General features: G+C 50.6%; 13 protein-coding genes. 5 read left to right on the top strand and 8 right to left on the bottom strand.

The features are described from left to right. Positions 1-104: 104 nt before the first annotated feature. The 7 genes from VIS48_11125 to VIS48_11095 all read right to left on the bottom strand — a co-directional run bounded on the left by VIS48_11125 (position 105) and on the right by VIS48_11095 (position 16,230). Positions 105-2,243, bottom strand: a complete 2,139-nt coding sequence (locus VIS48_11125; GenBank protein HEY9166701.1) for a T9SS type A sorting domain-containing protein — start codon at positions 2,241-2,243, stop codon at positions 105-107. 30 nt (positions 2,244-2,273) lie between these two features. Beyond that, positions 2,274-5,036 carry a T9SS type A sorting domain-containing protein gene (locus VIS48_11120; GenBank protein ID HEY9166700.1) on the bottom strand — a complete coding sequence of 921 codons (2,763 nt, stop codon included), beginning with the start codon at positions 5,034-5,036 and terminating at the stop codon, positions 2,274-2,276. A gap of 190 nt (positions 5,037-5,226) precedes the next feature. Next, positions 5,227-7,071 carry an alpha-amylase family glycosyl hydrolase gene (locus VIS48_11115; protein ID HEY9166699.1) on the bottom strand — a complete coding sequence of 615 codons (1,845 nt, stop codon included), beginning with the start codon at positions 7,069-7,071 and terminating at the stop codon, positions 5,227-5,229. A 144-nt stretch (positions 7,072-7,215) separates the two neighbouring features. Next, positions 7,216-8,844: a thioredoxin-like domain-containing protein gene (locus VIS48_11110; protein HEY9166698.1), complete on the bottom strand. Its 1,629-nt coding sequence runs from the start codon at positions 8,842-8,844 to the stop codon at positions 7,216-7,218. 287 nt (positions 8,845-9,131) lie between these two features. Then, positions 9,132-10,871, bottom strand: a complete 1,740-nt coding sequence (locus VIS48_11105) for a T9SS type A sorting domain-containing protein (protein ID HEY9166697.1) — start codon at positions 10,869-10,871, stop codon at positions 9,132-9,134. Between the two features lie 71 nt (positions 10,872-10,942). Continuing rightward, the gene (locus tag VIS48_11100) at positions 10,943-13,882 is read right to left on the bottom strand and encodes a carboxypeptidase-like regulatory domain-containing protein (GenBank protein HEY9166696.1); all 2,940 of its coding nucleotides are present in this window, start codon (positions 13,880-13,882) and stop codon (positions 10,943-10,945) included. Positions 13,883-14,226: 344 nt separating this feature from the next. Next, positions 14,227-16,230 (bottom strand): glycoside hydrolase family 9 protein, encoded by a 2,004-nt coding sequence (locus VIS48_11095; protein ID HEY9166695.1) that lies wholly within the window; start codon positions 16,228-16,230, stop codon positions 14,227-14,229. Between the two features lie 310 nt (positions 16,231-16,540). Between VIS48_11095 and VIS48_11090 the strand changes: the two genes are divergently transcribed. The 5 genes from VIS48_11090 to VIS48_11070 all read left to right on the top strand — a co-directional run bounded on the left by VIS48_11090 (position 16,541) and on the right by VIS48_11070 (position 23,653). Then, positions 16,541-18,190, top strand: a complete 1,650-nt coding sequence (locus tag VIS48_11090) for a hypothetical protein (GenBank protein HEY9166694.1) — start codon at positions 16,541-16,543, stop codon at positions 18,188-18,190. A gap of 114 nt (positions 18,191-18,304) precedes the next feature. Then, positions 18,305-18,622, top strand: coding sequence for a hypothetical protein (locus VIS48_11085; protein HEY9166693.1), 318 nt, complete (start codon positions 18,305-18,307; stop codon positions 18,620-18,622). A 303-nt stretch (positions 18,623-18,925) separates the two neighbouring features. Further along, the gene (locus VIS48_11080; protein HEY9166692.1) at positions 18,926-19,864 is read left to right on the top strand and encodes a M23 family metallopeptidase; all 939 of its coding nucleotides are present in this window, start codon (positions 18,926-18,928) and stop codon (positions 19,862-19,864) included. A 216-nt stretch (positions 19,865-20,080) separates the two neighbouring features. Next, entirely contained in the window at positions 20,081-22,183 is a 2,103-nt protein-coding gene (locus VIS48_11075; GenBank protein HEY9166691.1) for a hypothetical protein, read from the top strand. Positions 22,184-22,192: 9 nt separating this feature from the next. Then, a complete protein-coding gene (locus VIS48_11070) occupies positions 22,193-23,653 on the top strand; it encodes a DUF5723 family protein (GenBank protein HEY9166690.1) in 1,461 nt (486 codons plus the stop codon). Positions 23,654-23,724: 71 nt separating this feature from the next. Here the strand turns inward: VIS48_11070 and VIS48_11065 are convergent, their stop codons facing one another. Continuing rightward, positions 23,725-26,511 carry a T9SS type A sorting domain-containing protein gene (locus VIS48_11065; GenBank protein ID HEY9166689.1) on the bottom strand — a complete coding sequence of 929 codons (2,787 nt, stop codon included), beginning with the start codon at positions 26,509-26,511 and terminating at the stop codon, positions 23,725-23,727. Between the last annotated feature and the right edge of the window lie 211 nt (positions 26,512-26,722).

Genomic DNA, 26,722 nt, shown 5'->3' with positions numbered 1-26,722 from the left:
GCAAATTTAGCAACACGAAAATACTCGGTCCCCATTTTCTGGCTCATCAAATCCACGCGAGAAGAGTCGTGTCAGCCAATTCAACAATCAACTCACATCAGGGATCATTTCAGAACTAACATCTTCTTAACTGCGGAGATTAGTTCACCCGTCGCGGTGACCTTCAGAGTGATTCTGTAGAAATAGATGCCTGAGGCAAATCTGGTCCCGTAAAATGTCACGATATATGGCCCCGCGTCCTGGTTCCTGTCTACAAGCGTCTCGACATTTCGTCCTTGGACATCAAACACCTGAAGCAGCACGTGGCCGGCGCGAGGAACAGCGTACCCAATAGTAGTGGCCGGATTGAATGGATTCGGATAATTCTGTTCGAGATAAAACTGTTTGGCAACTGGCGGCGGGCTTGCTCTGACGGGAGTTATTGAATCAGGAATATTCAATTTCCATACGCCGTTCCCGCTTGTGCCGGCGAAAAGGTAATTTCCGAACGGTGCGATTGAGATGACGCTGGAAACCGGAAGCCCGGTCCCAAGATGCTGCCAGCTCACGCCCACGTCAGTCGAGACGAATACGTTACCGTCGTTAGTGCCGGCAAAAAGACCATGATTGAGGGAAGCGAAAGTGACAATATTGTTACTTGTGAACCCGCTGTCCGATTGAATCCAGTCCGTTCCGCCATCTGTAGTTTCAAAGATTGCGGAATTTGAGACGACGAAGACGTTTGAGTTCGCCTCATCAAAATCCGTCACGCCAGGGTTTGTCCAGTAACTGTTCCAAATGGCACCGCTGTCCGTGGATACAAATAGTCCGGTCGCGATTGAAGCAAACGTCTTCCCTCCCGCCGCCCAGATGCCAATGATTGCTCTGCTTGAAGGGAGACCGCTGTCGGAAGCCGTCCACGTTGCTCCGTTATTCGTTGTTAGAAAAACACCTGCTGGAGTGCCTGCAAGAATGGTCCCGCCGGACGACGGGAGTAACGCCAATGACGAGATGTTTGGACTTGTGAGTCCGGTGTCCGCCGCGTTCCATGTTGACCCGTTGTCAGTAGAGAGAAACACGCCATTTCCGGCGGTACCAGCCAGGATGTCGCCTGCGTTCACGGCGAATGCATCGACAGTAGTGGCGGGCAGATTCACGTTGGACGGTGACCATGAAGCTCCGCTATCGGACGAAACGAATATGCCAGCGTCGGTTCCAGCGAGCAGTTGGGAGCCATCAACCGCAAGGGTCATCACTTCTGAAGCAGGCAGCGCTGAACTCAATGCAACCCATGTTAGCCCACCGCTGGTGGAGAAGAATGTGCCGGCGTCTCCCGCACCGGCGATGGCTTCACTCCCGTTCGCGGCGACACAACCAAAAAAAGGATTGGCCAGACCGAGCCGCAACGTCGACCAGCTCGAACCGTTGTCGGTCGAGAGACATAATCCGTCGTCGGTAGCCGCGATTACGCCCGACGATCCCACCGCAATAGACTCAATTACGGTATCGGGAGCGCCGTTACTCAATATTGTCCAGTTGCCTCCGTTGTCAGAGGAGAGATAGATTCCGTGAAAGGTACCGGCGTAAAGATTCGTTCCGTTTGCCGCTAATGAAGTGACGAACACGTTTGTCATGTGAGTGTTGGCGCTGTCCCAGTTCGCGCCGTTATTGGTTGATACATAAACGCCGCCGTCTGTGCCGGTGTAGATGGACGACCCGTCGACTGCGAACGCGTTTACTGTCGGCAACCCTCCACCGTTGTAAACTGGCAATCCCTTGTTTATGGCTGCCCATGTGCGGCCGGTGTCAGTCGACACATAGGCACCGCTGCTCCACGTGCCGACGAAGATGTTGGTCCCGCTAACTGCAAGGCACTGAACGTATGGGTGGGAGAACTCAGACGATTCCCACGACGCCCCGTCATCCGAGGAAAAAAATATTCCTCCTCCGAAAGTCGCGGCAAAGAGTTGCGTTTGCCAATAGACTATTGAAGTTACTGCCGCGTTTCCGAATGCAGTGTTCTCCGGCTTCCAGCTCGCGCCGCCGTCGCCTGAAACGAAGATTCCCCCATTGTCGGTCCCCGCAAAGATATTAGTGCCGACGAAAGCGAATGCCGTCACCGAACCGAAGGAAGAGCTGCCGGACTGGACCCATTGGGCCGATGCACCGCCGGTCCCGAAGAGCGAGATCAAGATCGTCGCATATCGAAAAACTGATCCAATCACGTCGAGCTCATGTTTGAGAAAACGAGAGCCGCTTGGCACGGTCAACCGATACTCCTCATTATTGACATCCTATTTCAGCAATAGCATCTTCTTCATAAAAGTGAAAATGTCGCCGAGCTTGTCTATTGCCTCCAGCCTGCAGAAGTAGACGCCGCTCGCGTACGAATCGAGGTTGAGATCCTTCTCATAGCTACCCGCGTTCAGGTTCCGGTAACTCATCTGGAATACCCGTTCTCCAATCACGTTATATACCTGGATCAGCACCGACGACGGACGGCTTATATCGAATTTTATTGTGGTCGATGGGTTGAACGGATTCGGATAATTCTGGTAAAGACCGAATGACAACGGTAGTCCGGACGCATTTCCGACGACGCCAGTAATCAAAGAGGAACTGTAAAGGAGAGCGCTGTTCGATGTCGCCGTGGTGTCGAATCCATTTGTCACGAATCCGGTGATCACATACGCGCTTGATGGAAGAATATTTCCCACCGAGAAGACGACAGCGGTATCAGGGGACACGCAGGTGGTGTCCACACCCGGGCCAAAAAAATGAAGTATATACGTCAACGGGTTGCTTTCAGGATCGGTGGCCTTCGAAAGCGAGACAGAAATGTTTTGATAAAAATGCTTCAAGCTGTCTGTCGGAGTGTTCATGATTCTGAAACTCGAGGGGTTATCCGTCGTGTCGCTGCCGACCGGCTCGCCGTACTGGATGCCGCGTCCTTCGGCAGACACGTAACACCGGCCGTACACACGCATGTCGCCGGTTACCTGATGGACCCAACCGAACTGATGTTCATCGTCGTTAATCCTCACCCATGTTGCACTTGAGTCATCGGACCGGTAGATGCCGAGTACGCCGCCGACCACCCCGTTGATATAAATTGCCGGATACTCTCCTGCAACTAATGGCTTTCCGAAGCCGACCTTATAAGCAGCGGTCACGCTTGTAATCTGTGTCACCGACGTACCAGAATTCGTGGAGTGGAAGAGGCCGTTGTCGCCGCAGCAAATCCACACGTCTCCTTCCCGCCCCGGCACAGCGCTTAGGTGATCATCTTCCATCGACGATGTGGTGGGGAGTCCTGTAGCACCCTGGAAAAAAGTCTCGGCTCCGTTGATTGACACGGAAATCTTACCGAGAGAATAGTCGAACGCATAGAACTTCTCGGGATTCATCCTGTCGGCCACCGGAGGTGGAGCACTGGAAATGTTGAGGCTCTTCGACCAACTCTTTCCGAAATTTGTCGAGTAATAAAGCGACGAGACGCCGCTCGGTCCCCACACGATCGTATTGCCGTCGGATGAAATAGCTATCGACCAAGTCCCTCCCCCGTTCGCGCCCGTCGGATAAGCAGGTGAGCCGCGGCTGCCTGTGAAATCGTGCCAGCTTGAACCGCCGTCGGTCGAGTACGCGCCGTAAGGGGAAGAGTTGTAAGCCTTCACAACTTTGGAGGGCACAAGTCCTGCACTGGCGATTGAGAGAGTCGTCCCTTTGGGAGGATTGTATCTTCCTTGAGCAGGCGACGCATCGAGATTATCGTGGCGGAACCCATCGTAATCTCCCATCGCGGACATCAGGTTAGTAAATGTTGGGCTGATAATCTGCATCGGGACCGTTTCTTCAAGATTCTTATCCTTGAAAAACCAGGTTGGAGTCGACGCGAACAAATTGTCGCAAGCCCAGATGCCGAAACCGGTCCCGAACATTCCCTTGCTGGAATCGAAAGGATCCATTACGAGCGCTGCGAGCCAATGTGGGTTGACCGTCGAGGTGTATGGTGCAAAACTGTGGTCGAGGTTCATACCGACGAGACGGCCCGACCAGCTCGCACCTCCGTTAGTCGACAAGTAAACTTCATCCATCGGCGACCACCTGTCGAGAGTACTGACTATTATGTAATTCGGATTTCGCTGATAGACCGATATCCCGCTGAATCCATATGAGCCGGAGGACGGAGATATGTTTGTCCATGCACCGCTGTTGACATTGTATTTCCAAACGGAGCCTGACGTTGCGCTATTCGGTCCCTGGTAGTTCGCGAATGTAACGTACAGCATTGAGTCGGCGATGTCCGCCCTTATTGCCATGACGCCTGACGGTTGTCCCGCCACAAGAGTAAATGACCCACCGCCATCGTCGCTGCGATAGAGACTTTGACCTCCTGTGTTGACGACACCTACGAAGAGCCGCTGCGTCGCGTCTCCCGGTGTCGAACTTGTCGGATCAAACAAAACGAAGTCGACATTTGCCGCGCCGAATGCAGTATCTTTCGTCCAAGTAGCTGCGAAGTCGGTAGATTTCCAAAGACCATCCTTTGTCGTTCCCATAAATAGAATTGAGTCGGCGTTGGGGTCAACCTGCAATCGCTCCCCGGCGCCGCGGCCGTCCTCGTTTCCACCTATCTTGACCGGTATCGGATTGATGGACCACGAGTTTCCCTGGTCCGTCGAAGACAGAACCGCGCCTGTTCCGGCCCAGGATTGGGTGTACTTCCCGCACTCCATGTAAACACGGTTTGTGTCGCTCCGATCGACCGCGATCGAGAGAATCCCCATGTAGTCAGAATTATTCCGCGTCATCATGTCTGTCAACGGAATCCACTGACTGGTTGAGTTGTCCCATCTGTACGCGCCGCCTATATCGGTCCTCGCGTACGCCAGTCCTCTGGCGGTGGGGTGATAGATTATACCCGGCACAAATCCTCCCCCGCCCGCGATTACACTCTTCCACTTGTAAGGAGTCGAAGCGAAGGCTGCATTTATCACGCATGCGAATAAGAGAATTGCTATCAACTGATTATGAGCGAGGTATCTAAAACGAAGCATTGACATCTTCATATACTGTACTAAGCCTCCGGTTTACTTTCAATGTAATTATAATGATCATGTCCGTCATTACTTTTCAAAATTGGAAAACGACGATTGTTTCCCAGTCCGAATTTGAACGGAGTAATCGTCGTAACGAAATCTCGGGAGCATCGGCGTATGTCGTGTTCACGACAGACCTGATTCCCCTTTAAACATTCAGTTTGTAGATCGCGTAAGTTCGTCCGGGCACGATTACTGAGTGCTTGCGGTCGACTTTTGTTATCCTGACTTCCTTTCCAGCGAACAAGCTCATGGTGGAGTATGTTACGTTCAATTCAAAATCGGCAGCCGATTCGCTCGCAGACGGATTCAAGATTACAATTATTACGTCTTTGTCTTTTGATCGGGCGTATATGAAAGGATAAGTGTTTTCCTTCGCGAAAAGCGGAACGAACTCCGCGTAAGCGGAGAGTGCCGGTTCGGAATGTTTCAACGTAATAAGTTTGCGCGTCCTCTGTAGAAGAGAGTCGCGATTCTTTTCCGAGTCTTCAACAGTCGGAGCATCATTCGCGGGATCCACGGGCAAGTAGAGCTTTTCTGCGGATGCGGTGGAGAAGCCGAGATTCTTTCCGGTCGACCACTGCATTGGAGTCCTCGCTCCGTTTCGCGGACGGTATGCGCCCTCGACCTGTGGCCAGTCCTCCGGCATTTGACGCATGCCGATCTCGTTCCCATAATAGATAAATGTTACACCCGGCATCGTCAATCCGAAAGCATATATTATCTCCAGGTCATCGTCGGTCCGGCGATTACCGAGACGCGCGTTGTCGTGGTTCCCGAGCGGAAGAGAAATGTATCCTTTACCCTTAGTGCGGTCATACTGCTCCATGAATCTATTCAGGAAGAATGCGATATCGCCTTTCCCTTCATTGTCGAAGTAACTGTGGCCTTCCGAGTAGCCGTTGAGAATTCTCCAGTCTTCTTTCTGAAATAGATCGTTATATCCCTGGAACCAATGAAAGAAATCGGCGTGAAAACATCCATCGAGCGCCGCGGCCGGATATGACCATTCGGAGACGATAAACGCGTCGGGAAAATCCTTGTTTAGGATTTCTCTGACTTCACGCCAGAAGTTTTTCGTGCCATCTTCATGAGTCTTGAAGAATTGTTCGTTGCCCTCGACGTTCGCGGTCTTGACGAGCGCGCCTGCCATGTCAGCTCGAAAACCGTCTGCACCCATTTCCATCCAGTAGCGGAAGACTCTTTTCATCTCCTCTCTCACCGCGAGAACGTCCGGGTGATCTATAGGCAGCTCCCACTTCTGTTCCGCATCGGGCGAGGCGAAACCGTAATTAAGCGCCGGCTCGGAGTAATAGAAATTGAGCAAATATTGTCCGTTCCTCCTGCCGTACCCCTTTATGAATGATCCCTGGTACTCCTTCGGCGGATTCAACCAGACATTGTCTGTCCAGATATACCAGTTCGAGTACTCATTCTTCTCCTGCTGCGCGGACGCTTTGAACCACGGATGCTCTATAGATGTATAGCTTGCCACAAAATCAAAAAGGATTCTCAGCCCGCGCTTGTGTGCTTCTTCAAATAATCTTTTCGCATCGTCGTTCGTTCCGTACCGTGGTGCGACTTTGTAATAATCAGAAATGTCGTAACCTCCGTCGCCGAAAGGCGAGTCGAAGAACGGATTGATCCAGATTGCGTCTACGCCGAGACTTTTTACGTAATCGAGCTTGTCGATAATTCCGTTGAGATCACCAATGCCGTCTCCGTTTGAATCGTAGAAACTTTGCGGATAGATCTGGTAAAATACCGCGTTGTGCGCCCATTCAGGACAATTAGGGGGGACAGCGCACTTCCCTGTAATTTCTCCGTTCACAAATTCCTTTCGGTCAACCGTGGAAAGTGGTTCGGCTCTTTCACCGGGACCGAAAAGGCTCCGAATCTTACCTGCTTCAGAATTAGATTTGAGTAGTCCAAGTCCGGCAGCGGCTGCAGCCACGCGTGAGATGAATGAACGTCTGCTTAAATCACTCTTCATTCTTGATTCTCCTTATAGCTTGATCGGAGTCATCGAATGGCGAACCGAATTTCTGGCTGGCGAGACCCCGATGAAGGGAATCGGTGCAGCCTTTCATTCGTGCCAAGATCTTTGGGATCGGATCACCGATTCAGTTCGCAAGACCTACTTCACCAGGAGGCGGCTGAGCAACGAGTCCAAACCATTAGCCTTGGGATCGTCACTTATAGCGATGATCGTCCCTTTCGGATCAACCAGGATCAACTTCGGTATTACGATGACCTGAAAAGTCTTCAAGATTATGTTTTGCATGCTATTCCCGACATAAGCATTGAACCATGGCATTTTCCACTTGCCGCGGCGAAACCTCATAACTTCCTGACGCGAACTATCCAGCGACATACTCAAAATCTGAAAATTCCTTTCCTTGTAATTCCGGTAGATTGTCTCGAGATACTTCCTTTCCCCCACACATACCGGAGAGGCTGCGGACCAAAAATCCATAAGGAAATACTTGCCGGACAGCATTTTATTGTTCGCAATCTTAGAGGTATCATCCATGGATCTCAGCAAAAATTCCGGAAGCTGCTTTCCTACCATCATGTCATATTCATGGGGAAATGCCTCGTGCACCCTCACTTGCTCGGGAGTGCCGGCATAATTCTTCATCATGAGATCATAGAAACTTGCAGCTCGCTTCGCTTCTCCACCAAGCCGGCGAGCCATGAATTCATCTAAGGCAAGAGATGACTTCACTCGAATCTCGGGATTTGATGCGAGAATCTGCTCCACATACCTGGATTGCTCGTCCGCGCTCAAGCCGCTGTGGACGAGCGTCGAGAAGAGATCGTGCGGAATGAGAACCCATACCCTGGAAGCTGGTGAGATTTCATGCAACGCGGCCGCATATAACGAGTCGTCGAACTTGTTGCTTATCAGCGCAAAGTCAATAAATTCCAAGCAGAGTTCCTCTCTTAGAGATGGATTCTCTTCCTCGTGAATTCTTTTCTCCAGAGATGCAAAGATATCGGACCAGTCAAACTTAAGTTCTTTTTGTTTCCCGCGCGAAATCATGTAGCCACTGAAAGTGGAAACGTAGTTCTCACGCGTCCTTAGCAGTTCGAGGTAATTCTGCGCGAACTTCGACACAAATTCGTCCGATGACTTGATCCATGAAGGTGTCGAAGAGCGCGGGAGCATTCCGGGGTCAAAGACTATCGTTGCCTTCCCGTCGCGTGTGGCTGTCACTGAACTGTATACGCCGGCAGGAGTGCAGTCATATTTGCGGGCAAGAGTCCCCTCAACATTTTCCCCTTTGCGGACATTTCTCAGGCGATATGCAACTGAATCTGATTTCGACGCCACTACCGCTTGATACGTCCCGTCGGGTTGCGGCCTCATTGGAACAGCCGACAGTATCGACCAATTATTGAAGTCGCCGATCACCCTTGCCTGGCCGAAGTCGCTAAGATATGGATATGCACCCAGTCCGATTCTCAAGTCTACACTCTTTTGATCTTTGATATACAGCGCAACCTGGACATTATTGTGAAGTACACCGGAGGCCCGGAGTATCCATATGCCAGATGAGTCGATATCAATTTGAAACGTGCCGTCCTTTGCGGTTTCAATGCTCGCAAACGGGATAAGGTCAGGAGGTTTGGTGAGTGTAACATCTGCTCGGAGCAACGGCTTTCCATCGGAGTCCGTCACCCTACCGGTGACAACGATACGAGCTCCCGCAATGGAGCACAGTATCAAAATGCAGAATACCAGGAAGAATGATTTTTTCATTGTTCATTACCGTCCATAGAAAGAAAGGCTCCAACAATCAGTCCGTCAGAGCCCAAGGTGTTATATGTTCAACGTGCTCCGTCTGCGACGGAAGAGAATCTCGTTAGTATTGGCCAACTCAGATCTATTTCGCGAATTGTACCCGATTCGCATGAGGCAGTCCTTTTGCAACGGCTTCAGGCTGCACCCGTCAAAAAAAAGGCTGAGAGATGCTTCATCTCCCAGCCCAAGTTCCGGGATCGCGACAAATTTCTACACACTCATACCCGGTCCTGAGTAAGCTATCGTCATTTTGTCAGAATCATTTTCTTTGTAAGAGATGTTGATCCCGCCTGCAGGCGATAGAAGTAGACACCGCTGGCGAACTTACTTCCATTGAAGGTCGCCTGGTAATTTCCGGGATTCTGTATGCCGTTGAATACAGTCGCGACTTCCTGACCGAGTACGTTGAACACCTTCAACGTGACAGTTTCCCTCTGAGGCACAGTGTAGTTGATTATTGTCGACGGGTTGAACGGATTCGGATAGTTCTGGTCAAGTGCAAATTTTGCTGGAGCACTTCCCGGGAGTGTCTTCACGCCAGTGGCAATTTGATAGATATGAGAGTCTTCTGCCGACTGTTGCGCTGCCCATGAAGTGTACTGAGTCGGGAACCAGTGAAAGAGATCACCGAGTGGGAAACCGCCCATGCCCGCGGTCAGCAGCGTGGAATTTGTGTAGGCCAGGTTCTCGTGCGTCGGCCAGATTCCCAGGAGTGTGGAATCGGTCTGGTAGCCCCACATAATGTTTCCACCTCCACCCTGTGCCGATGGTACGTACTTCTGGAACAGAAATGCCATGATGCTATCCATGTTGGTCGCCGGAGTAACGAAGCTGGGATCCGTAGCATCGTACACATTCGCCATCTTCATAAATGGGTGCCAGGTAAACATGTCCAGAGTCCGGGCATTCATCATCGGCTCGGCGAGTATCTGACCGCGCAAAGCGGATACGGTATCATCGTATGTTGTGTAAAATGTTTGGAAGGCCGGGTCGGTGTAATTGCTGTTGTTGTAGAAGATCACAACCCGCTGGTTTTCCGGCACCCCGTTGTAAAGTGTTCCGGCGAGTCCGTCCCGAGTGTCCATCGTATCGACATCGAGCACTGCGCCGTAAAGGAGGTTGTCAGGATCCTGTTCTATCCTGTCATTGTACCGTTCTCCGGAGAAGTGGCAATTCACGAATACGTTGTTAGTGCACACGAGATGCGTCATGTAGTAGAACTTGAAAGGAAACTTGACAATGTTAAGGAAAGTGTTGTGGTTGAACCAGGTGCGCACTGGCGGGATGTAATCTGTCTGGAACGCGAAACCCATATTTTCAAAAGTGCAATTCTCCGCTCCGATTGAGTCTGTGGTAATCGTCTGCGAGACGGTCGCAAACATTCTTCCTGCCCACCATTGTGAGGGATCTATGCAGTTTCTGAAAGTAGTCCTGTTGAACTTTCCCACGAATCCGGAACGATTGGAAGTTACCGCCATCGCTCGAACGTAATCAAAAATGCAATTGTCGAAATCGCCGACGGCCTGAGCATTGTCGTTCTGTTCGAATTGCAATGTCATCCAATCCTGAGTTCCACTGGACGTGTATCCGTAAATGAACCACACGTTCTTTGCTGAAAGGTCACCGAAGCAGTCGATAATGTAATTATAATATCCTCCGCTGACCAGACCTGGAATTATGATAGCCATTCCGGAATCGAGCCCGCTTGAAGGCGCAGGTTCTCCTTCAATTGCGTAATGCGTTCCACGTTTGAGAGTAAGAGTTCCATTCAAGACATAATATCCCCCCCTGTACAACATGAAAACGGCAGTGGTATCCTTCGGAACGCCGTTGCTCAGCGTGTCGTTTTGAACAGCATTGATTACGTCGTTGATGGTTCCCTGGTTGTAATCATTAGGAACCCAAACGGTGTCCGGCGCCGCGGCGTATAGTGCAGCCGGAACCGTCACAAGCATGAAAAGAATTGTAAGCAATGATCTTTTCATTTTGATTCTCCTTCTGGTTGATTCTTAATTCATCTGATAATAGAAATCGCCCGATAGGTTCAATTTGGATATCACAAGGTATATCGGATTCCGACATCCGCCGTGAGCCCGTAGTACTGTTCGGATGTAAATCCTCCTGTTGTCTGCTGTGTCGAAATGTCGGCTCTCGAGTTTATGTTGTTAACATCGAGATAAATCTGCAACCCTTCCAACGGGAGCTTTTGTCTGACTGAGGCGTCCATCCTGAAATAGTTATTCGTGTAACTGTCCTGTTCGGGTACCGTACCGATTCCATTTACCATAGCTCCCTGAAATAGGAATGATAATCTTCCCGAAAAGCCTTTGTAATCGTAGCCGATCGCCGCATTCAGAATATCATCCGGCTGATCTATCAAACGGCCTGCGCGGGACGAATCGACGATTATCTGTTGCAGGATCTTTCCCACCCTTCGATTCTTTATGAGTGGGAGCGGATAGAAAGTATTTGATTGCAGGTGAGTGTAATTCACGGACAACACGATCCCGCTGAACGGATCAGGCAAGTACCACAATCTCGTTTCGAAATCCGCCTCGACGCCTTTGATAAACGCCTTATAGGGGTTGTTGTAGAAGGTCGTGACGGGAGTCCCCTGTGCAGCGCCCGGAACTTGGGCGAGCGTGTCGTAACCGGGCGCGGTTGAATAGGGATACAGTGGGTATTGGATTCCGTATGAGAAATCGGAAATTGTTTTATAGAATGCTCCGACAGACAACAGTCCTAACTCACCACTGTGGAGAGTGATCATGAGGTCGTGGTTCAAAGATGTTGCGGGCCTGAGGCCAGGATTGCCCATGCTCGGATAGTCACTGTTCAGATCCATATTCAAGTAGGGTGAAAGCTCGGTGAAATCCGGACGGGCGAGAGTTTTCGTAAAAGCGTACCTCATGTCGATTGATTCAGTGACATTGAATTTTGCCTGGACCATCGGCAGCCAATAGAAGTTCTTCGGATACGCAGTAACAGGCACCGCAATCACGTCGGCTGAGTGTTGGAGCTGTTTGACATGGTAAGCAGTGAATTGCATTTTGTCGGCTTCATATCGCGCACCGCCCACTATCGACAATGCCTGCCACATATCCAACTCTGCCATTCCGTACCCTGCGTAGTACCTTTCATAATTGGTGTAATCATTGATCTTGTCTTCATAGTCGCCGTCGTGCCAGTTGATAGCGTTGGAATAATTGTTCCTTACATAAGTAGTCATCTCATCCAGGAGGCCCGTTCCAGGCACCCAGAGCATATCTCCGAACTTGTCACTCAGGAAATTTGTGACAAGAGAATTGTCGTAATTTGTAAAACCATACATGAAGAACCCTTGCTGGTTCTGGTCGTACGGAAGCTGAGGGAATTGCTGTCTCAAATGCGGCACGAGGTCATTCCCCTGGTACCTTAATTGGGCGTACGGCGCATTCTCATTATTGATACGATAGTTGTATTTGTATTTTCCGCCTACCTTCAACCAGCCTGACACCGACGACCCGAAGGTCAACGGAATCTTGAAATTGCCCGAATACACCTGATCGTTTTCCTTGAAATCGTACGAATTGTATCCAAGCTGACTGAGATCGCCCTTTGTGGTATCGAACTGTGCGAGCTGGTACAGATCTTCAGGCGGAGTGTTCAGCGGTATTGGTCCGCGAATTCCGCTACCAGGTCCAGCCGGCTCCGAAAATGTGAAGTTTGGTACGAACGGGTTATTGTTTCGCGAATAAGAATTCGCCGCGCTTAAATCCATCGACATGAACCCGAAGTCATACTTTCCCTGGAGCGCGTTTACAGCCATGTCGGTATTGGCGTTTCCGTTCTGTACATTCCAATTCATACCGAGGCCTATATAGTCGTAGTTAGTCTGGTAGTCGGTGTATTTTGAATTAAGTCGGCTGACCATATTAATTGACTGGATCGTACCGTTCGGCAGTTTATAATCGATAATGAAATTGGCTCCATAGCGGCCTCTTGTTTCGAAGTGCCTGTTCAGCCCCATGCCCGTCACTTGAACAGGAGAACTGACACCTGGGGTAAAATTTGTGCTTGTAACGCGGTACCCCGCGCTCATGTTGTCCGCGCTTCGATCATACTTCTCCGCATTGAGTAGAAGGTATACGCCAAAGTTGTCATCAAAGAAGCGATCACTCACTGCTCCGACGGCCTTATAGTTGTTGTACTTACTTGTCTTCTGGGTATAACCTGACTGCCACATGAGGTCGGAATGCAATCCAGAGGGTGCCTCCCTGAGCTGCATGTTTACTATGCCGCCGATTGCGTTCGCCTCCATGTCTGGCGTTATCGCCTTGTAAACGTCGATCGACTCCAGCATGTACGGAGATATCATTGTCAGGTCTACGGCTCGGTTATACTTTTGCGTGGATGCAAGAGTGATATTGTCGATGGAAACCAGGTTGTATTGCGGAGCGATTCCTCTTATGACAACTTGAGTTGCTTCGCCTGAACTTCTGAGCGTTGAAATACCGGGAAGCCTGCCTATCGCTTCCGCTGCGTTGAAGTCGGGAAGTTCCTGGATCTTAGCCTCCGACACCACGTTCACAATAGTATTCGAAGACAGCTGCTGGTTTATGGCCTGCATCTGGCCCTGCGCCTGAGCAGTGACCACAACCGTCTTTCCGGTGATCGCCCGCGGTTCAAGGTAAATATCCTGGTGAGTATCTTCGGTCTCGGAAACGGCGACGTCGATCGTAATCGGATTATACCCGATGTACGAGACCGCAAGCGTCTGGTTGCCAGTTGGGACGTTATGAATAACGTAATTACCATTGACATCAGTCGCGGCGCCAAGGCTCGTACCTTTCACAAGGACCGTAGCTCCGGGGAGCACGTCTTTCGAGTCCTTATCAAAAATCCTGCCCTTGATAGTACCTGAACTGGCGCCCATGACATAAGCCGAAGACCCGAGAAAGAAAGCTAAGAAAGCAACGGCGACCATTCTCACAAATCGGTGGCTAATTGACAACATTGACTTCTCCTAATTTTTATCCGAGGCCAATGAGGAAATGCGGAAGCACGAAAGACACGGCCTTATGCATATGTTCTGCCGCGCGCTGATCCGTCCTTGTCTCTGGCCCCCTGACAATTGGAGACAAAATTGACGGACCCCCTGACTCCGAAGGACTGATTATCTGAACCGAATTTTATTGAGCTCAGTAAATCAAGAATCAATACACGCCTTTGTTATATTTGCGCCTCCTGACATGTTAGCGCTAACGCACTGTTTAAATGTAACCGCCCACTTGACTAATGTCAAGATTGGGTTGAAAGGTGACCGCCACTTGATAAGTGGCGGTCACCTCCCGGTCGAAACTATTTAAGCAACACCATCTTTCTTGCGCAGCCGAATTGTCCTGCAGAAAGTCTGAAGAAGTACACTCCACTTGGCAGTCGGCTTCCGTCAAATGTCACGTCATAGTGCCCGGCAGCCCTTGCACCCGAAACGAGTGTAGCTACTTCCCTCCCGAGAATGTCATATACCTTCAAGGATACTTTCCCGCCGGTCGGAAGATCGTACCCGATCACGGTAGATGGATTAAAAGGGTTCGGATAATTCTGGGACAAATTGTATTTCAGCGGAATTGAGCGGACGGCTTGAGCAACAGGCGTGGCAGGCGCCTCATTCAAATAACCCGACACGAACACGAGCGGCGCATTCCAGTTAATCGCGATCTCGTTCGACGCATAACTGTTCTGATCATCTACATAACATCGCGCAGGAGGTGTCGTGCTAGTGTAGTCTGCTTTGAGAACCGCGTCGTCGAGTCCTTCATCAGGTCCTCCCGACATCAAACCGGGAACTGGCGCCGCGATGCCGTCAGCGGCAGAGGGACGATGGTGAATGTGCAGTGGGGACTTGCTGCCGATTCCGGTCACGTACGTCTGGAGCCTGGCATTGCATCCGAGTATGTAATTGAGCTGTTCCAGAGCAGTGTTGTAATATGTAGTATCTCCTGAAAATACGTAACCCGCAATTAGCAGGACCGCATTGTTCAACACCTGACCGTTGCTCCCCCAATAATATTGGGAAGGCGTAAGTGTTACGTTCAGTCCGTCGTACTCCGCCGTATAACTCAGCGCGCTGCAATAAGCGAGGAGTGAAACCTTCAGCTGCGATTGTACGGACGTGTCGGCTTTCGATTGGCCGCCGATAAGGTACTCGAGCTGACCCATGGAACGCACATCCGCCCAACCCATGGTCGACGCGAAAATACCCGACGAGTTGTAGTGGCTTTTGAAGTAATTATGGTACAGAGTGTCGCCCGTTGTAACGAACAATTCCGCCGATGCCCACAACCGTTCATCGGAATCGCTGCCATCGCCGTACTCCCCTGTTCCTGTACCGGATGGATTATGGAACCCGCCGGTGGGCACGATAGTCGGTTTTGCCTCGAGGTGCTGCCATGCGAGGCGAGAAGCGTTCAGGCATCTTGAAGCATATGCCGTATCGAATTGCTGAAAGAGTCTTGCTGCCAGCGCCATCACAGCTGCAAAGTCTCCCGTCGCAGTAGTGGATTTTTGGTAAATGTATCTTGTCGACAGATCCGAGCTCGGCATCTCAAATCCGTCGAAGTTCTCGGTGGTCACCTTGAAATAGACTCCACCGTCCGTGGTGTCCTGCATCTCAAGCAGCCAGTCGAGTTCATATTTCGATTCGTCAAGGATGTCAGGAACTGAGTTACCGCTTTCAGGAATGTTCAAATCATCGTACTTGAACTTGTCCGGGAACATTTCGTAGGCGAGCAGGAGTGTTCCGACAGAAATGCCGGCATTCACGACATACTTGCCGTAATCTCCTGCATCATGCCACCCACCTGTAGTCACCTTCGTTCCGGTCAAACCGGTAGTTGAGTGATAAGTGCCGTCGTTTACGTGACACGTGCTCCGCGCATACACTCCCGCGTTCTGCGAGAGGAGAGAAGTACCACACCTTTGAAAATAATAACCTTTCAACGAAGCTTTGTACACACTTTCGAAGACGCTTCGCGAGATGCTGAACTGGTAAGAACTGTCCGGAGCATCCGTGTATATCTTGTATGTTCCTTCAGTAGTCAACGGCGAGAAATCCCCTGCATAAATGTAAAACCCCGTCGATGGATCCTTTCCCGAAGGTGTTTGCAGCGTGCCTCTATACGCAACTGCACCGGTATTGACGTCAGTAACAGAGAAACTGTCTGCGCCGGCTATCGCGTAAAATTTCTTTTGTTGATCGGGAAGATACCCGACCTGATTGATCATAACGGTTTGCGACCAAACCGCATTCCATTGAAGAACTACAAATGCTCCGATTACCATTAAACGTCGTAACATTTTCATATGCGATTCACTCCTATTCAAATCTCAAATGGAAATTGAACGCAGAGAAGTCATCCACTTGTCGCGCTCTTTTGTTCCTTGAAATTTGCATACCGAACTCCAGCTACCATCTACTCTGCATCCCGACAGCCTTCAATTGCACAACACCATTCACGCTAGCTTCGCAATATCGGACGAAAATCATATTAGTCCAACCCGGAATTTTCTTCAAGGACTTTCCTTTTGTCAATCGAGGTTTATTCTACCCGAGAATAAATGTCCTGTTCACGTGGTAGTTCATTTCGGGAGACATGCAGACCCGAGTCTTATCGTGAAAATTGTAAAGTGCCGACTCACCATAATGTTTTCACCTTTTCAGCGTATATTTTCCGGCATGACGACCGAAGAACGATTTGTGGAGACGTCAAAGCTGACTCCAATCAAGCGATATATCTTCATCGCTGTGACATTTTCGATTCCGGTTATTTTTATTGTGTGTCTCGAGATTGGGTTGAGGCTGTTCAACTATGGCGAGGATGTTTCCCTCTTCAGTCGAGTTGAAATCGGAAGGCGGACTTTCTACAGGGAGAATCCGGACGTCAAGTACCGTTACTTTGGCAAATCGGCATTTCACCCGTCCACCTCCCCCACTTATTTCGCTATGCCAAAACCCGCGGGCGTTTACCGAATCTTCTGTCTGGGCGGATCCACCACGGTCGGCTACCCTTATTACTACAACGGAGCATTCTCAACATATCTGCGCGACAGACTAAAAGCGATCTTCCCGCAGAAGGAAGTTGAGATAATCAATCTCGGCATGACGGCGACAAGCAGCTATACGGCTCTTGATATCGGCACGGAGCTCGCACGTTACCAACCCGATTTGATAATTGATTACGACGGTCACAATGAATTTTACGGCGCGCTCGGCGCTGCGTCCAACCAGACAGTCGGTTCGTCGAGATTCTTCACGCTTCTGTACCTGCGAATGATTCACTGCCGAACATTCCAACTCATGCGCGACGGGCTTAATGGAATCGCAAGACTTTGGGGACGAACAAATGACACACTCTCGCGCGGTACGGAGATGGAGCGGCTCTCGCGGGGCGCATACGTGCAGCCCGGGAGCGAATTATATAACAAAACATGTTCCATCTTTCGCGAAAACCTAATCGCTCTAAGAGAGTACTGCCGATCAAGCGGAATTCCCCTTATACTAGGCACTCAGGTTTCGGACCTCAGAGACCAGCCTCCGTTCATCTCGAGCTACTCCGGCAACAAGATGCAGGATTCGATCTTAGAGAATGCAATGAAGAGAGGACACGAGTTTGAAAATCCCGGCAAAATTGATTCGGCGATAATTGAATTTCAGAATGCGATCTCAATTGACTCAAGTCATGCCGGGGCACACTACAGATTGGCCCGATGCTACGATGAAGCGGGGAAGAAATCAAACGCACTCGCAGAATACATTCTAGCGCGTGACGATGACGAGCTGCGATTCAGAACCGATAGCAAGTTCAACGATCTGATAAGAACGATGGCTGACGGCCGCGATTGCTTTGTTGCGGATATGGAAAAATTTTTCATGACTGAGTCGCCGGATTCCCTCATCGGGCACAATCTAATAACAGAACACCTCCATCCGAATTCCCGTGGAGATTTCCTAATCGCGAAATGCTACTCGGAAGTGATGAAGGCGAACGGTCTCCTCGCCACAAAAGCGGAGTGGACGAAGAACGACACCATCGAGGACGCGGAACTTTGGGGAAGTCGGAGCATAACGGAACTAGACGAGCAGATCGCGAAACAATCGACAGACGTCCTGACTTCCGGATGGCCGTTCAAAAACCAGGCACCTCGCGGTGATTCCATCTCGCCGTCCGACACGATCGGCGAGATAGCCCAACAAGTTGTGGACGGCAATCTCGACTGGGGAAACGCACACCTCCGTGCGATAAATTTCTACCAGCGGCGCTGAGACTGGAGAGAGGTCGAAGGTGAGTACAGGGCGCTGCTGAGCCAGGATCCACCGGACGTATCCTTATATCTGTATCTCGCACGACTTTATCTTCAGGAAAATCGAATCGACAACATGGTTGATATTCTCCTGCGCTCGTTGCGAATAAACCCATCGATCCAGGCGTATAGAACGCTCGGGGACGTAATGATGCGGAGAGGCGACGCGGACAAAGCACTGACGTACTACCTTCTGACTGACAGCTTTCCGCAGAGTCCTTCCGAAAAAATTCAAAATGGTCTCGCAATCAGTTATGCGTACGTTAGAGTTGGTGAATATTTTAAGGCGAAATCACGACTCATGGAAATACTTGAGAGCCGACCCGACTTCCAGCCTGCTATTCAGCTTTTGAATTATGTTAATGACCGGCTCTCCGGGAAACCCGCAAATTAAAATGAAGAGCACATACCGCTTCCACCGCAAACATCATCCGCATTTTATCTGTTAAACATCTTCACCTGCTGATTACCTGGCAGGGCGGTATCAGCTGGTCGCTCACTCGGATACCATCCATTTAAAGTACCAGCAATTTTTTCCATACGATTGTAATAATTACTTGCTTAGCCGGTGGATTAAGCACCGGACTCCCAAGCCCTCCAGGAATCATATAGATTGACGTGCAGTCGAGCATGCTTTAGAACCCGACTCCTTAGTCTTTGCGGCATGGTGGTTGTCGCATAGCGAATTGAAGGATAAATGTTCAAACTTTACTACTATTCACAATCGAGTCTGAGATTTACTTCTCTAAGCCTGCGAAGGATCCTGTTATCAGCTGGATCGATAGTCATCATCTCGTCGATAGCCACAATGACGTCAGAATATTTTGGGTTTGATCTCCTGAATGTGAAGAGTCTTCGAGCCGACAACATGGCCATGGAAAACAGCGCGCTTAAGGTTAAGCTCTCGACTCTCGATCACAAACTCATCGCGCTTCAAAACACAATGCTGGACCTCGGGCGGAGCGACAGGGAACTTCGGACATCCGTGGGCATGCAGAATATTTCTTCCGATGTTCGCAAAGTCGGAATCGGTGGAACGGAGATCAACAAGGATTACGGGATGTCGCCGGATGCGAACAAGATGATCTCGACAGCCTCGAGCGCATTGGACGCACTCGATCGTGAAGCGAGACTGCAACAGGAGAGTTACTCGGAGATTTTGTCGAAGTACAAGAAGAACCAGGACATGTTCCTCCACCTCCCGGCGATTGACCCAATACGTTTCGGCACCATGACGGACGGATTCGGCATTCGATTCCATCCGATCCTCCATATGCGGCTGATGCATGAGGGAATAGATATCGTAGTCGGTTATGGTACACCGGTACACTCGACAGGAGACGGCGTGATCTCCTACGTGGGGCGAAGAGGAGGGTACGGGAATGTCGTTGAAATATCTCATGGCTACGGCTACACGACTCTTTACGGTCATCTTTCAAAGGCACTTGTCAAGGCAGGACAAAAGATCGTCCGCGGACAGGTCATTGCATTGAGCGGCGACTCCGGATTATCCACCGGGCCGCATCTGCATTACGAAGTGAGGAAGAACGGCGTTCATGTCGACCCGGCGGGCTACTTCTTCAACGGGAAGGAATACGGTGCCGCTGCGCTTTACGGGGCTCAATCAGGCAACTAGTTCTCAGTTCGGAGAAAGTTCGATTTGAAAATCTGATTTTGAAACTGAGGAGGTACCACGGTGCGTGAGTGAATCCGCCCTTTCGCCCGTTACCTCAGAAGAGATTTGTTTGATAGACATATACGGATGAGGCGAAGGGGGAAGGCGAATCGCGATCTCGCCTGAATAGATAAGCATCGCATAAGTTCATTTCTATTGACGTCGAGGAATCACAAAATGAAACCTATGCTATTCCTGGCGTTAACTCTGCCAGTCCTTCTCGCGTCAGGGTGTTCCCGCGATCTACCGCAAAAATTTGTAATGCCAACGTGGGACGCACAGCTAAGCATTCCCATTTTCAACGGTACGTTTACACTGGCACAGATCGTGGGGAAAGATTCTGTCGTCACCACGAAGGGCGACACAACCTCTTTGACTACTATCTGGTCATCGGGTGCACTATCCACTTGTGAGAACCTGAGCCTTTCCACAGTCAAGGTGGGCAATAGTTTGAAGTTAAAGGCTTTCCCATCCGTAAGTGTCGTCGACTCCCTGGGTACTTTCTCCATCCGGTCTCCGTCGCCGTTCACTTTTGTAACGATGCTCGACCAGTTGACCGGAAGCAAATCGGTCGTAGGACACAGCGTAACACCAATGCCGATTCCTCCCAGGACATTTACATTCGCCGCATCCGCAAATGCTGCCAATTTCAAATGGGCTGAAATCAGTTCTGCCGACTTGACTGCCAGTATCGTCAGCGAATACTGCGAGCAATTGGATTTCCCCGAGGGAATCGTATTCGAGGATTCGGCTGGGGAAACGCTGTTCACAGTTCAGCTCCCCGACAAGAAGCTGGATCCGGGCGAATCATACACGAGTACACAGAAGCTCGAAGATATCATGCTGCCGGCGAACCCGAAGGTGTGCATGGTTTTAAGCTCTCCCGGAGGTACTAAGTCCGTACTTGTAAAATCGGATACGGTGGTTCTTGTCACGATGTCTCTGAAAAACATCAAGGCGACATCCGCCGAGGCCGTCGTAGATCCTCAGCCCCCTGTTGTTATCAGCGGGAAAATTGCCTTCCCCGGCTCACAGAAGATACAAAGGGCGAGCATCGCGTCCGGCACAATCGCAGCGAACATGAGAAACTTTTTTAACATGCCATGCGACGTGAAGATCATAGTGAACGGCATGAGGGACGACCATGGAAACCCCTTCGAGGTTGACCGGGACCTCGCGAGCGTGGGAGATCTCCAGACTCCTGATGCCAAAAGTAAAAGCTCAGACTCATTTAGTCTTTCCAACTGGACGATGGATCTTGGGAGTCAACCGGCCGATTCAATATCATACGCGATGACTGTCACACTGCCCGGCTCGGGCGGAGAATTCGTTCTCGTCTCATCCTCGGACAAGATAAGTGGTAACTTCACAATGTCGAGTGTCAGTTTCATTTCTGCAACGGGAGTCATTCGAATGCCGAATCCGGTCCACCTGACATCGGACACTGAAGTCGTGAGTCTCCCTGGACTGAAAGGCGATCTGAATCCTGACGATCGATTGAGCGATTCAACAAGGCTGACATTCAAGCTGAATCTTACCGGCAGCCTCCCCGCTGCGCTCACATTGAGAGTCACCGCGAGAAGCAGTAACCGCGGCATCCATGAAGCCGATTCCGCAGTTGTCACACAGACTCTTTACCCCGGGTCGCAGGGAAACGATGTGGTACTTGGGAAATGCTTCGCCGATATGCTCAATCGTTTCATCAGCAACACCGGGTCGTTTCCCGACAGATTCATAATCGACCGTACGGCAATGCTCAACCCCACAAATGAGGCTGGCACGATTTCAAAAAATGATGCATTCGGCGGAACCGCCCTAATAATGTGCCCGCTCGATGTCGGATTGAAAGACTTCAACTATACTCTGGTTTCCGGAAACCTCCAGCTGTCCGCTGAAACGAAAAAGGGTCTCGATGATGTCGACAGCGGCAGGATAACTTTCGAGATTACAAACGCGCTTCCAATCGGCGTCAGGTTTTCTGTGATGGCGCTCGACACACTTACACATAAAGTCCTCTTCGTTCTCCCGGATACCGGGCAGTTTAGCGTCGCCTCACCCACCAGGTTCAACGATGATGGAACAGTCGCGCTGCCTGTATTCAGTGCACTTGTCGTCAGCGTTACCGCCCCCGAAGCCAAAATGCTGGAGCATGCGTGTCTAGAGTTCCTCGTCACGGCTTCGACACCGGAGGGGGAGCAGACGGTCCAGTTCCAGCGGACGAGTTATGTCGCTCTTAAGATGAAGGGCGAGTTCAAGCTTCGCGCGAGCTCAAATGACTGAGCAACCGTATTGACTCGACTTTTTCTTGTCCTTGCGGGAGTCATTACCGCACTATCCATATTGAACGCACAGGAGCTCCTCCCGGCACGTCTCGTTTCGATGGGCAATAATTCGATTGCCATGTCGAGCGATGTCGATGCGATCGGCACAAATCCTGCAAACCTCTTGAGTGGTCCGAAAGGAATCCTGGTGATCGAATTCCTTCCCGTGAGTCTGTACGCCGGCAATGATGTGGTTGATATTGATTTCTATAACAAGTACTTCACAGGAACTGGACAATACAACAACCGGGGAGATGAAAACGGAAAGGTGCTTACCGCTTCAGACAAGGCGTCGATCCTCGCGGCATTCCCCGACAGCGTCGGTAATTTCCTTGGCGGAGTGAATGCACGAGTAATCGGATTATCATGGAGCAGCGGGAATTTTGGAGTGGGGGTGGCAATTGACGAAATCGCCGGATCGAAACTTGAACTCCCGAGCACCGTCCTCTTTCCTTTGAACGGGAATTCACCCGGCTCAACCTTTAACTGGAACAAGTTAGCCGGATCCATTTGGTGGTACACTGAGTCATCAGTGGATCTTGCGCTTCGAATTCCTGATCTCACCAAGATTTCCAGATCTCAAATCAGCGACATTGTTATAGGCGTGGCGCCGAAGTATGTCGCGGGTTACGGTTACGCGACTGTGGTATCGCGGAACAGCTCTATTTATACCGACCCCGAAACCTACGACTGCGAATTGAAGGTCAACTTCACGTCGCAGCAATCGGGCATAGCAAGCGCAATTTTTAGTGAGAACCCGGATAATGAAAGCGGGAAAGATCTGAAAGCCTTTGATCCTTTTCACCCGGCAGGCATGGGAATCGGGGCAGATTTCGGCATGTCCGCAAGGCTCTTTCGATTTTTCACTCTCGGGATAAGTGTTACCGATCTTGGCAAGATCTACTGGTCCCGCAACGACTTAGCAACTTCCGCCGACACTACGATAGTCTATTCCGGCTATTCAAGTCCAACGCCCCAGGATATTGATGTATCCGAAGTCGTGGACTCAATCCAAAATGTCCTGAGAACGGTAATCAAAGGAACTAGCTCCCCATCGTCACATTTCACCACTTCTCTTCCGACAAAAGTCGGCATATCTATCGCTGTACATCCGGATGAAATTCTTCACGGCGTTCCCGGACAGATCATAGTGGCTTTAGAATTCAGGCGAGGACTCAACAACAACTTCGGAAACTCCACGAGTCCAGAGTACGGTGTCGGGGCGGAGTGGAGACCTTTTTACACGATTCCAATCAGAACGGGCGTGAGGTTCGGAGGTGACCATGGCATGAGATGGTCCGCGGGAACCGGGATAAGTACAAGATACTGGGATTTCGATCTGGGGTTTGGGGACATGGAGCCACTTATTTATCCCACGAAAGCGAAAGCCGTTTCCCTGGCATTCAGCGCGCTGAAATTCAAAATATGATGACCGAACAGTTGTAAGCAGCCGGACCTTTGCACAAACACTTCCAGCCGAAATCGGAGAACACAGTTCGCCTACTTCAGCAGGACCAGTTTGATTGTGCGAGCATAGCCGCCAGCCACGATCCGGCAGAAGTAGATTCCGCTGGCGAGATTGCCGCCGTTAAATTGCACGTCATATCTTCCCGCTGACTGATATGTGTTGACCAGATCTGCAATCTTTTCGCCGAGCGTGTTGTATAAGGTTAAGGACACTCGGCTCCCGTGTGGCACCTCGTAAGAAATGTCCGTGGATGGATTGAAGGGATTCGGATAATTTTGATGAAGGACGAAATCTTTCGGCGCAGGAGTCGTGAAAACTTCTATCGGTCCGTAAGTCCTTGTGAGCCCGCCACCACCTACTTCTGTGATCTGGTAATCGTAATAGTTGCCGGGCAGCACGTTGTCATCCGTGAACTCGTAGCTCCTTCCGGACGGACTTGTTCCCTCGCCTCGTAGTGACTGATCGGTCAGATAATTGGCAATAGTCACATAGCTCAAATCAGTTCTGCTCTTCCTCATGATGACAAATCCGGAATTGTTTTGTTCCGACGCGGTGGTCCACGAAAGAGCGATCCCGTTTCCAGCTGTCTTCCCAGTATAGTTTAGGAGTTGTGCCGGGAGAGAGACATCGCTCAGCGCGAGCTGCCACGTCCCTCTTCCATGCGTCCCGACACGCAAATTGTGAGAAGAATACTGAATCGCAATGTCATCAACTACCGCGTCGGGCAGCCCGGATGTGAACTTCGACCATGATGTGCCATCGTCCGTTGAAAGATATACTCCGGAATAAGTGCCGCCGTATATGTAACCCGTGAGTGAATCCACACAGATTATTTTTGTCGGGACATCGTCAAATCCTGTGAGAGTCGAAGAGATAGCTGTCCATGTCTGGCCGCGATCAGTTGTTTTCAGGACATGCGCCGAACCCGAGAGCACGGCAAGATATGCAGAGCCAGAGTGGGTCGGGTCGGCAGTGACCCGGCAAAAGTCGCAGCTTGTGGGAAGCTTGCTCGTTACGTTGGTCCAGCTGCTTCCACCATTCGTCGAGACAAAAAGGTACGCTGTCCCGCTCGCGCCCCTGTAACCGCTGAGGCCTGCGTAGATAATGCTGTCGTTCGCCGGAGATATAGACATCGTCGTAATCAATGTGGACGCCGAAACCAAAATTCCGCCTACAGAACTCCAGTGCGAGCCGCCATTCGTAGTTTTGTAAATTTTCGAGGTGCCCGTGAATAGATGGGCGTCGTTATTCGGATCCATAACATAGGGAGTGGTCCAGTATCCGGACTCGTTTATGCCGGATGTAATGGAATTGAAAGTCGATCCGCCGTCGGTCGACTTGACGAGCGCTCCGAAAACGTATTCAGCAAAAATATTGTTCGAGTTCTTCGGGTCGATGAGGACGTATCCGCCGTCTCCGCCGTTAATCTCACTCCACACGAGCGATGGGAGCGAGTCTTCTTCCGTACCGTTATCCTGAGTTCCGCCGACTGTAATAGGCGAATTGTTCTGGTCGGCGTCGATCGCGTAATACTGAATCGTCTGCAGGTTCGTGTTGCAGTTAGTGAATGTACTCCCGCCGTCAGAGGTTTTCCATATACCCCCGTCGTTTCCGATGTAGAAGAACGATCCGCTGCCGCCCGAAAATGAGATCGCGTGCTGATCGGGGTGAATGTTGGCACCGGTGTAGCTTCCATACGCGTCGGTGAGATTTGTCCAGCTGCTTCCGCCGTTTGTCGATTTCCAGAAATCGATCCCACCGAGGTAGACAATGTTAGAATTTGTCGGGTCTACCGAGATGACATTGTTGTACCATCCCTGTCCACCACCGAAGTCTGAAGTTGCAGTCACAGATGATAGCAACGACCAGCTAGCTCCACCGTTCGTTGATTTGTAAACCCTGTTCGTGTCGGTCGTGGTGCTCCCGGGCTTGTTCCCGTTGATGGCCGCATACAACACCTGATCATTGTTCCTTGCAATTGCAAGTGAGATCCTGCTTACCTGCGACGACGGAGGAAGTCCGCTCGACAGGCGAGACCAGGATGAACCTCCGTCTGTGGATTTATAGATTCCGTAATTTGCACTGTCGCCTGCAAACAGGTCGCCGTAGGAAGCATAAACCTTTCTTGCGTCCGCAGGATCGATCACGATGTCGTCGACGGCGCCGTTCGTAAGGTGAAGTTCGGTCCAGCTTTGACCGAAGTTCGTCGACTTGTATACGTCGTAATATCCCGCAACGTAGACAATCGAGTCGTTTGAAGGAGCGACTTCAACCTTGCTTGCGTAATAGAGTCCGCCGCCGGCGGGAATCGTCATCTGGGTCCAAGAGCTGCCGCCATCCGTCGACTTATACATTCCTGCGCCAGGATACCCGTCAAGATTGAAATTGAGTTCGCCTGTTGCGTAGTAGACAATATTCGTGTGTAAGGGATCAATCGCGACCGAGCCTGATGAGAGCTCGGGGAAATCGTCGGTGAGAGGTGTCCATGACGCTCCGCCGTCGCTTGTTTTCCAGAGACCTCCGCCGGCAGCAGCGCAATACACAACGGTCGAATCTGTAGGGTCGACGGCCAGTGAGCTGACTCTCCCTGAAACATAAGAATAGAATCCGCTCTGCATCGGGGCCGGGCCGATCGCCTGCCATGGGGATGATTGAATTGTTTTTTGATTGCTCAAACTGTTGGACTTGTAGAACCTCGCGGTCGAGACTGCACCGGAATGTAATTCCCAGCCGATGGGATTCTTTAGCTTTACTGCGTCGCCAACCTGCGCATATGCGGACGTCACAAGCGCGGTCATCATTATAAAGAAACTTCTCATTGAATCACTCCAATGCTCTTTGAATTCACAAAAAACGTCTGTGGCAGAGACCGGCACAACTGAGGCAGACCTGTTAGAGGTCGTCATCAGGCTTAACAAGTAAAGACTTGAATCAGTTCTGTTCGATCAAACGAGGATTGAAATAGAAAGTGATAAATGCACTCACTGCAGCAAAGTAGTTAGAGCACAGTCCCCAATAGCCCGTTCCTCG

The sequence above is a fragment of the Candidatus Kryptoniota bacterium genome (assembly GCA_036567965.1).
In the GTDB taxonomy this organism is placed as follows: Bacteria; Bacteroidota; Ignavibacteria; order Kryptoniales; family JAKASW01; genus JAKASW01.
Note: the sequence above shows the minus strand (reverse complement) of the source record. Positions and strands in the feature narration are given on the sequence as shown.

What these genes read in the sequence shown, in the direction of transcription:
- VIS48_11080 (HEY9166692.1), top strand. Translation starts at nt 18,926, where the DNA reads ATGTTCAAACTTTACTACTATTCACAATCGAGTCTGAGATTTACTTCT.
- VIS48_11115 (HEY9166699.1), bottom strand. Translation starts at nt 7,071, where the DNA reads ATGAAGAGTGATTTAAGCAGACGTTCATTCATCTCACGCGTGGCTGCA.
- VIS48_11110 (HEY9166698.1), bottom strand. Translation starts at nt 8,844, where the DNA reads ATGAAAAAATCATTCTTCCTGGTATTCTGCATTTTGATACTGTGCTCC.
- VIS48_11065 (HEY9166689.1), bottom strand. Translation starts at nt 26,511, where the DNA reads ATGAGAAGTTTCTTTATAATGATGACCGCGCTTGTGACGTCCGCATAT.
- VIS48_11105 (HEY9166697.1), bottom strand. Translation starts at nt 10,871, where the DNA reads ATGAAAAGATCATTGCTTACAATTCTTTTCATGCTTGTGACGGTTCCG.
- VIS48_11100 (HEY9166696.1), bottom strand. Translation starts at nt 13,882, where the DNA reads ATGTTGTCAATTAGCCACCGATTTGTGAGAATGGTCGCCGTTGCTTTC.
- VIS48_11075 (HEY9166691.1), top strand. Translation starts at nt 20,081, where the DNA reads ATGAAACCTATGCTATTCCTGGCGTTAACTCTGCCAGTCCTTCTCGCG.
- VIS48_11095 (HEY9166695.1), bottom strand. Translation starts at nt 16,230, where the DNA reads ATGAAAATGTTACGACGTTTAATGGTAATCGGAGCATTTGTAGTTCTT.
- VIS48_11085 (HEY9166693.1), top strand. Translation starts at nt 18,305, where the DNA reads ATGGTTGATATTCTCCTGCGCTCGTTGCGAATAAACCCATCGATCCAG.
- VIS48_11120 (HEY9166700.1), bottom strand. Translation starts at nt 5,036, where the DNA reads ATGCTTCGTTTTAGATACCTCGCTCATAATCAGTTGATAGCAATTCTC.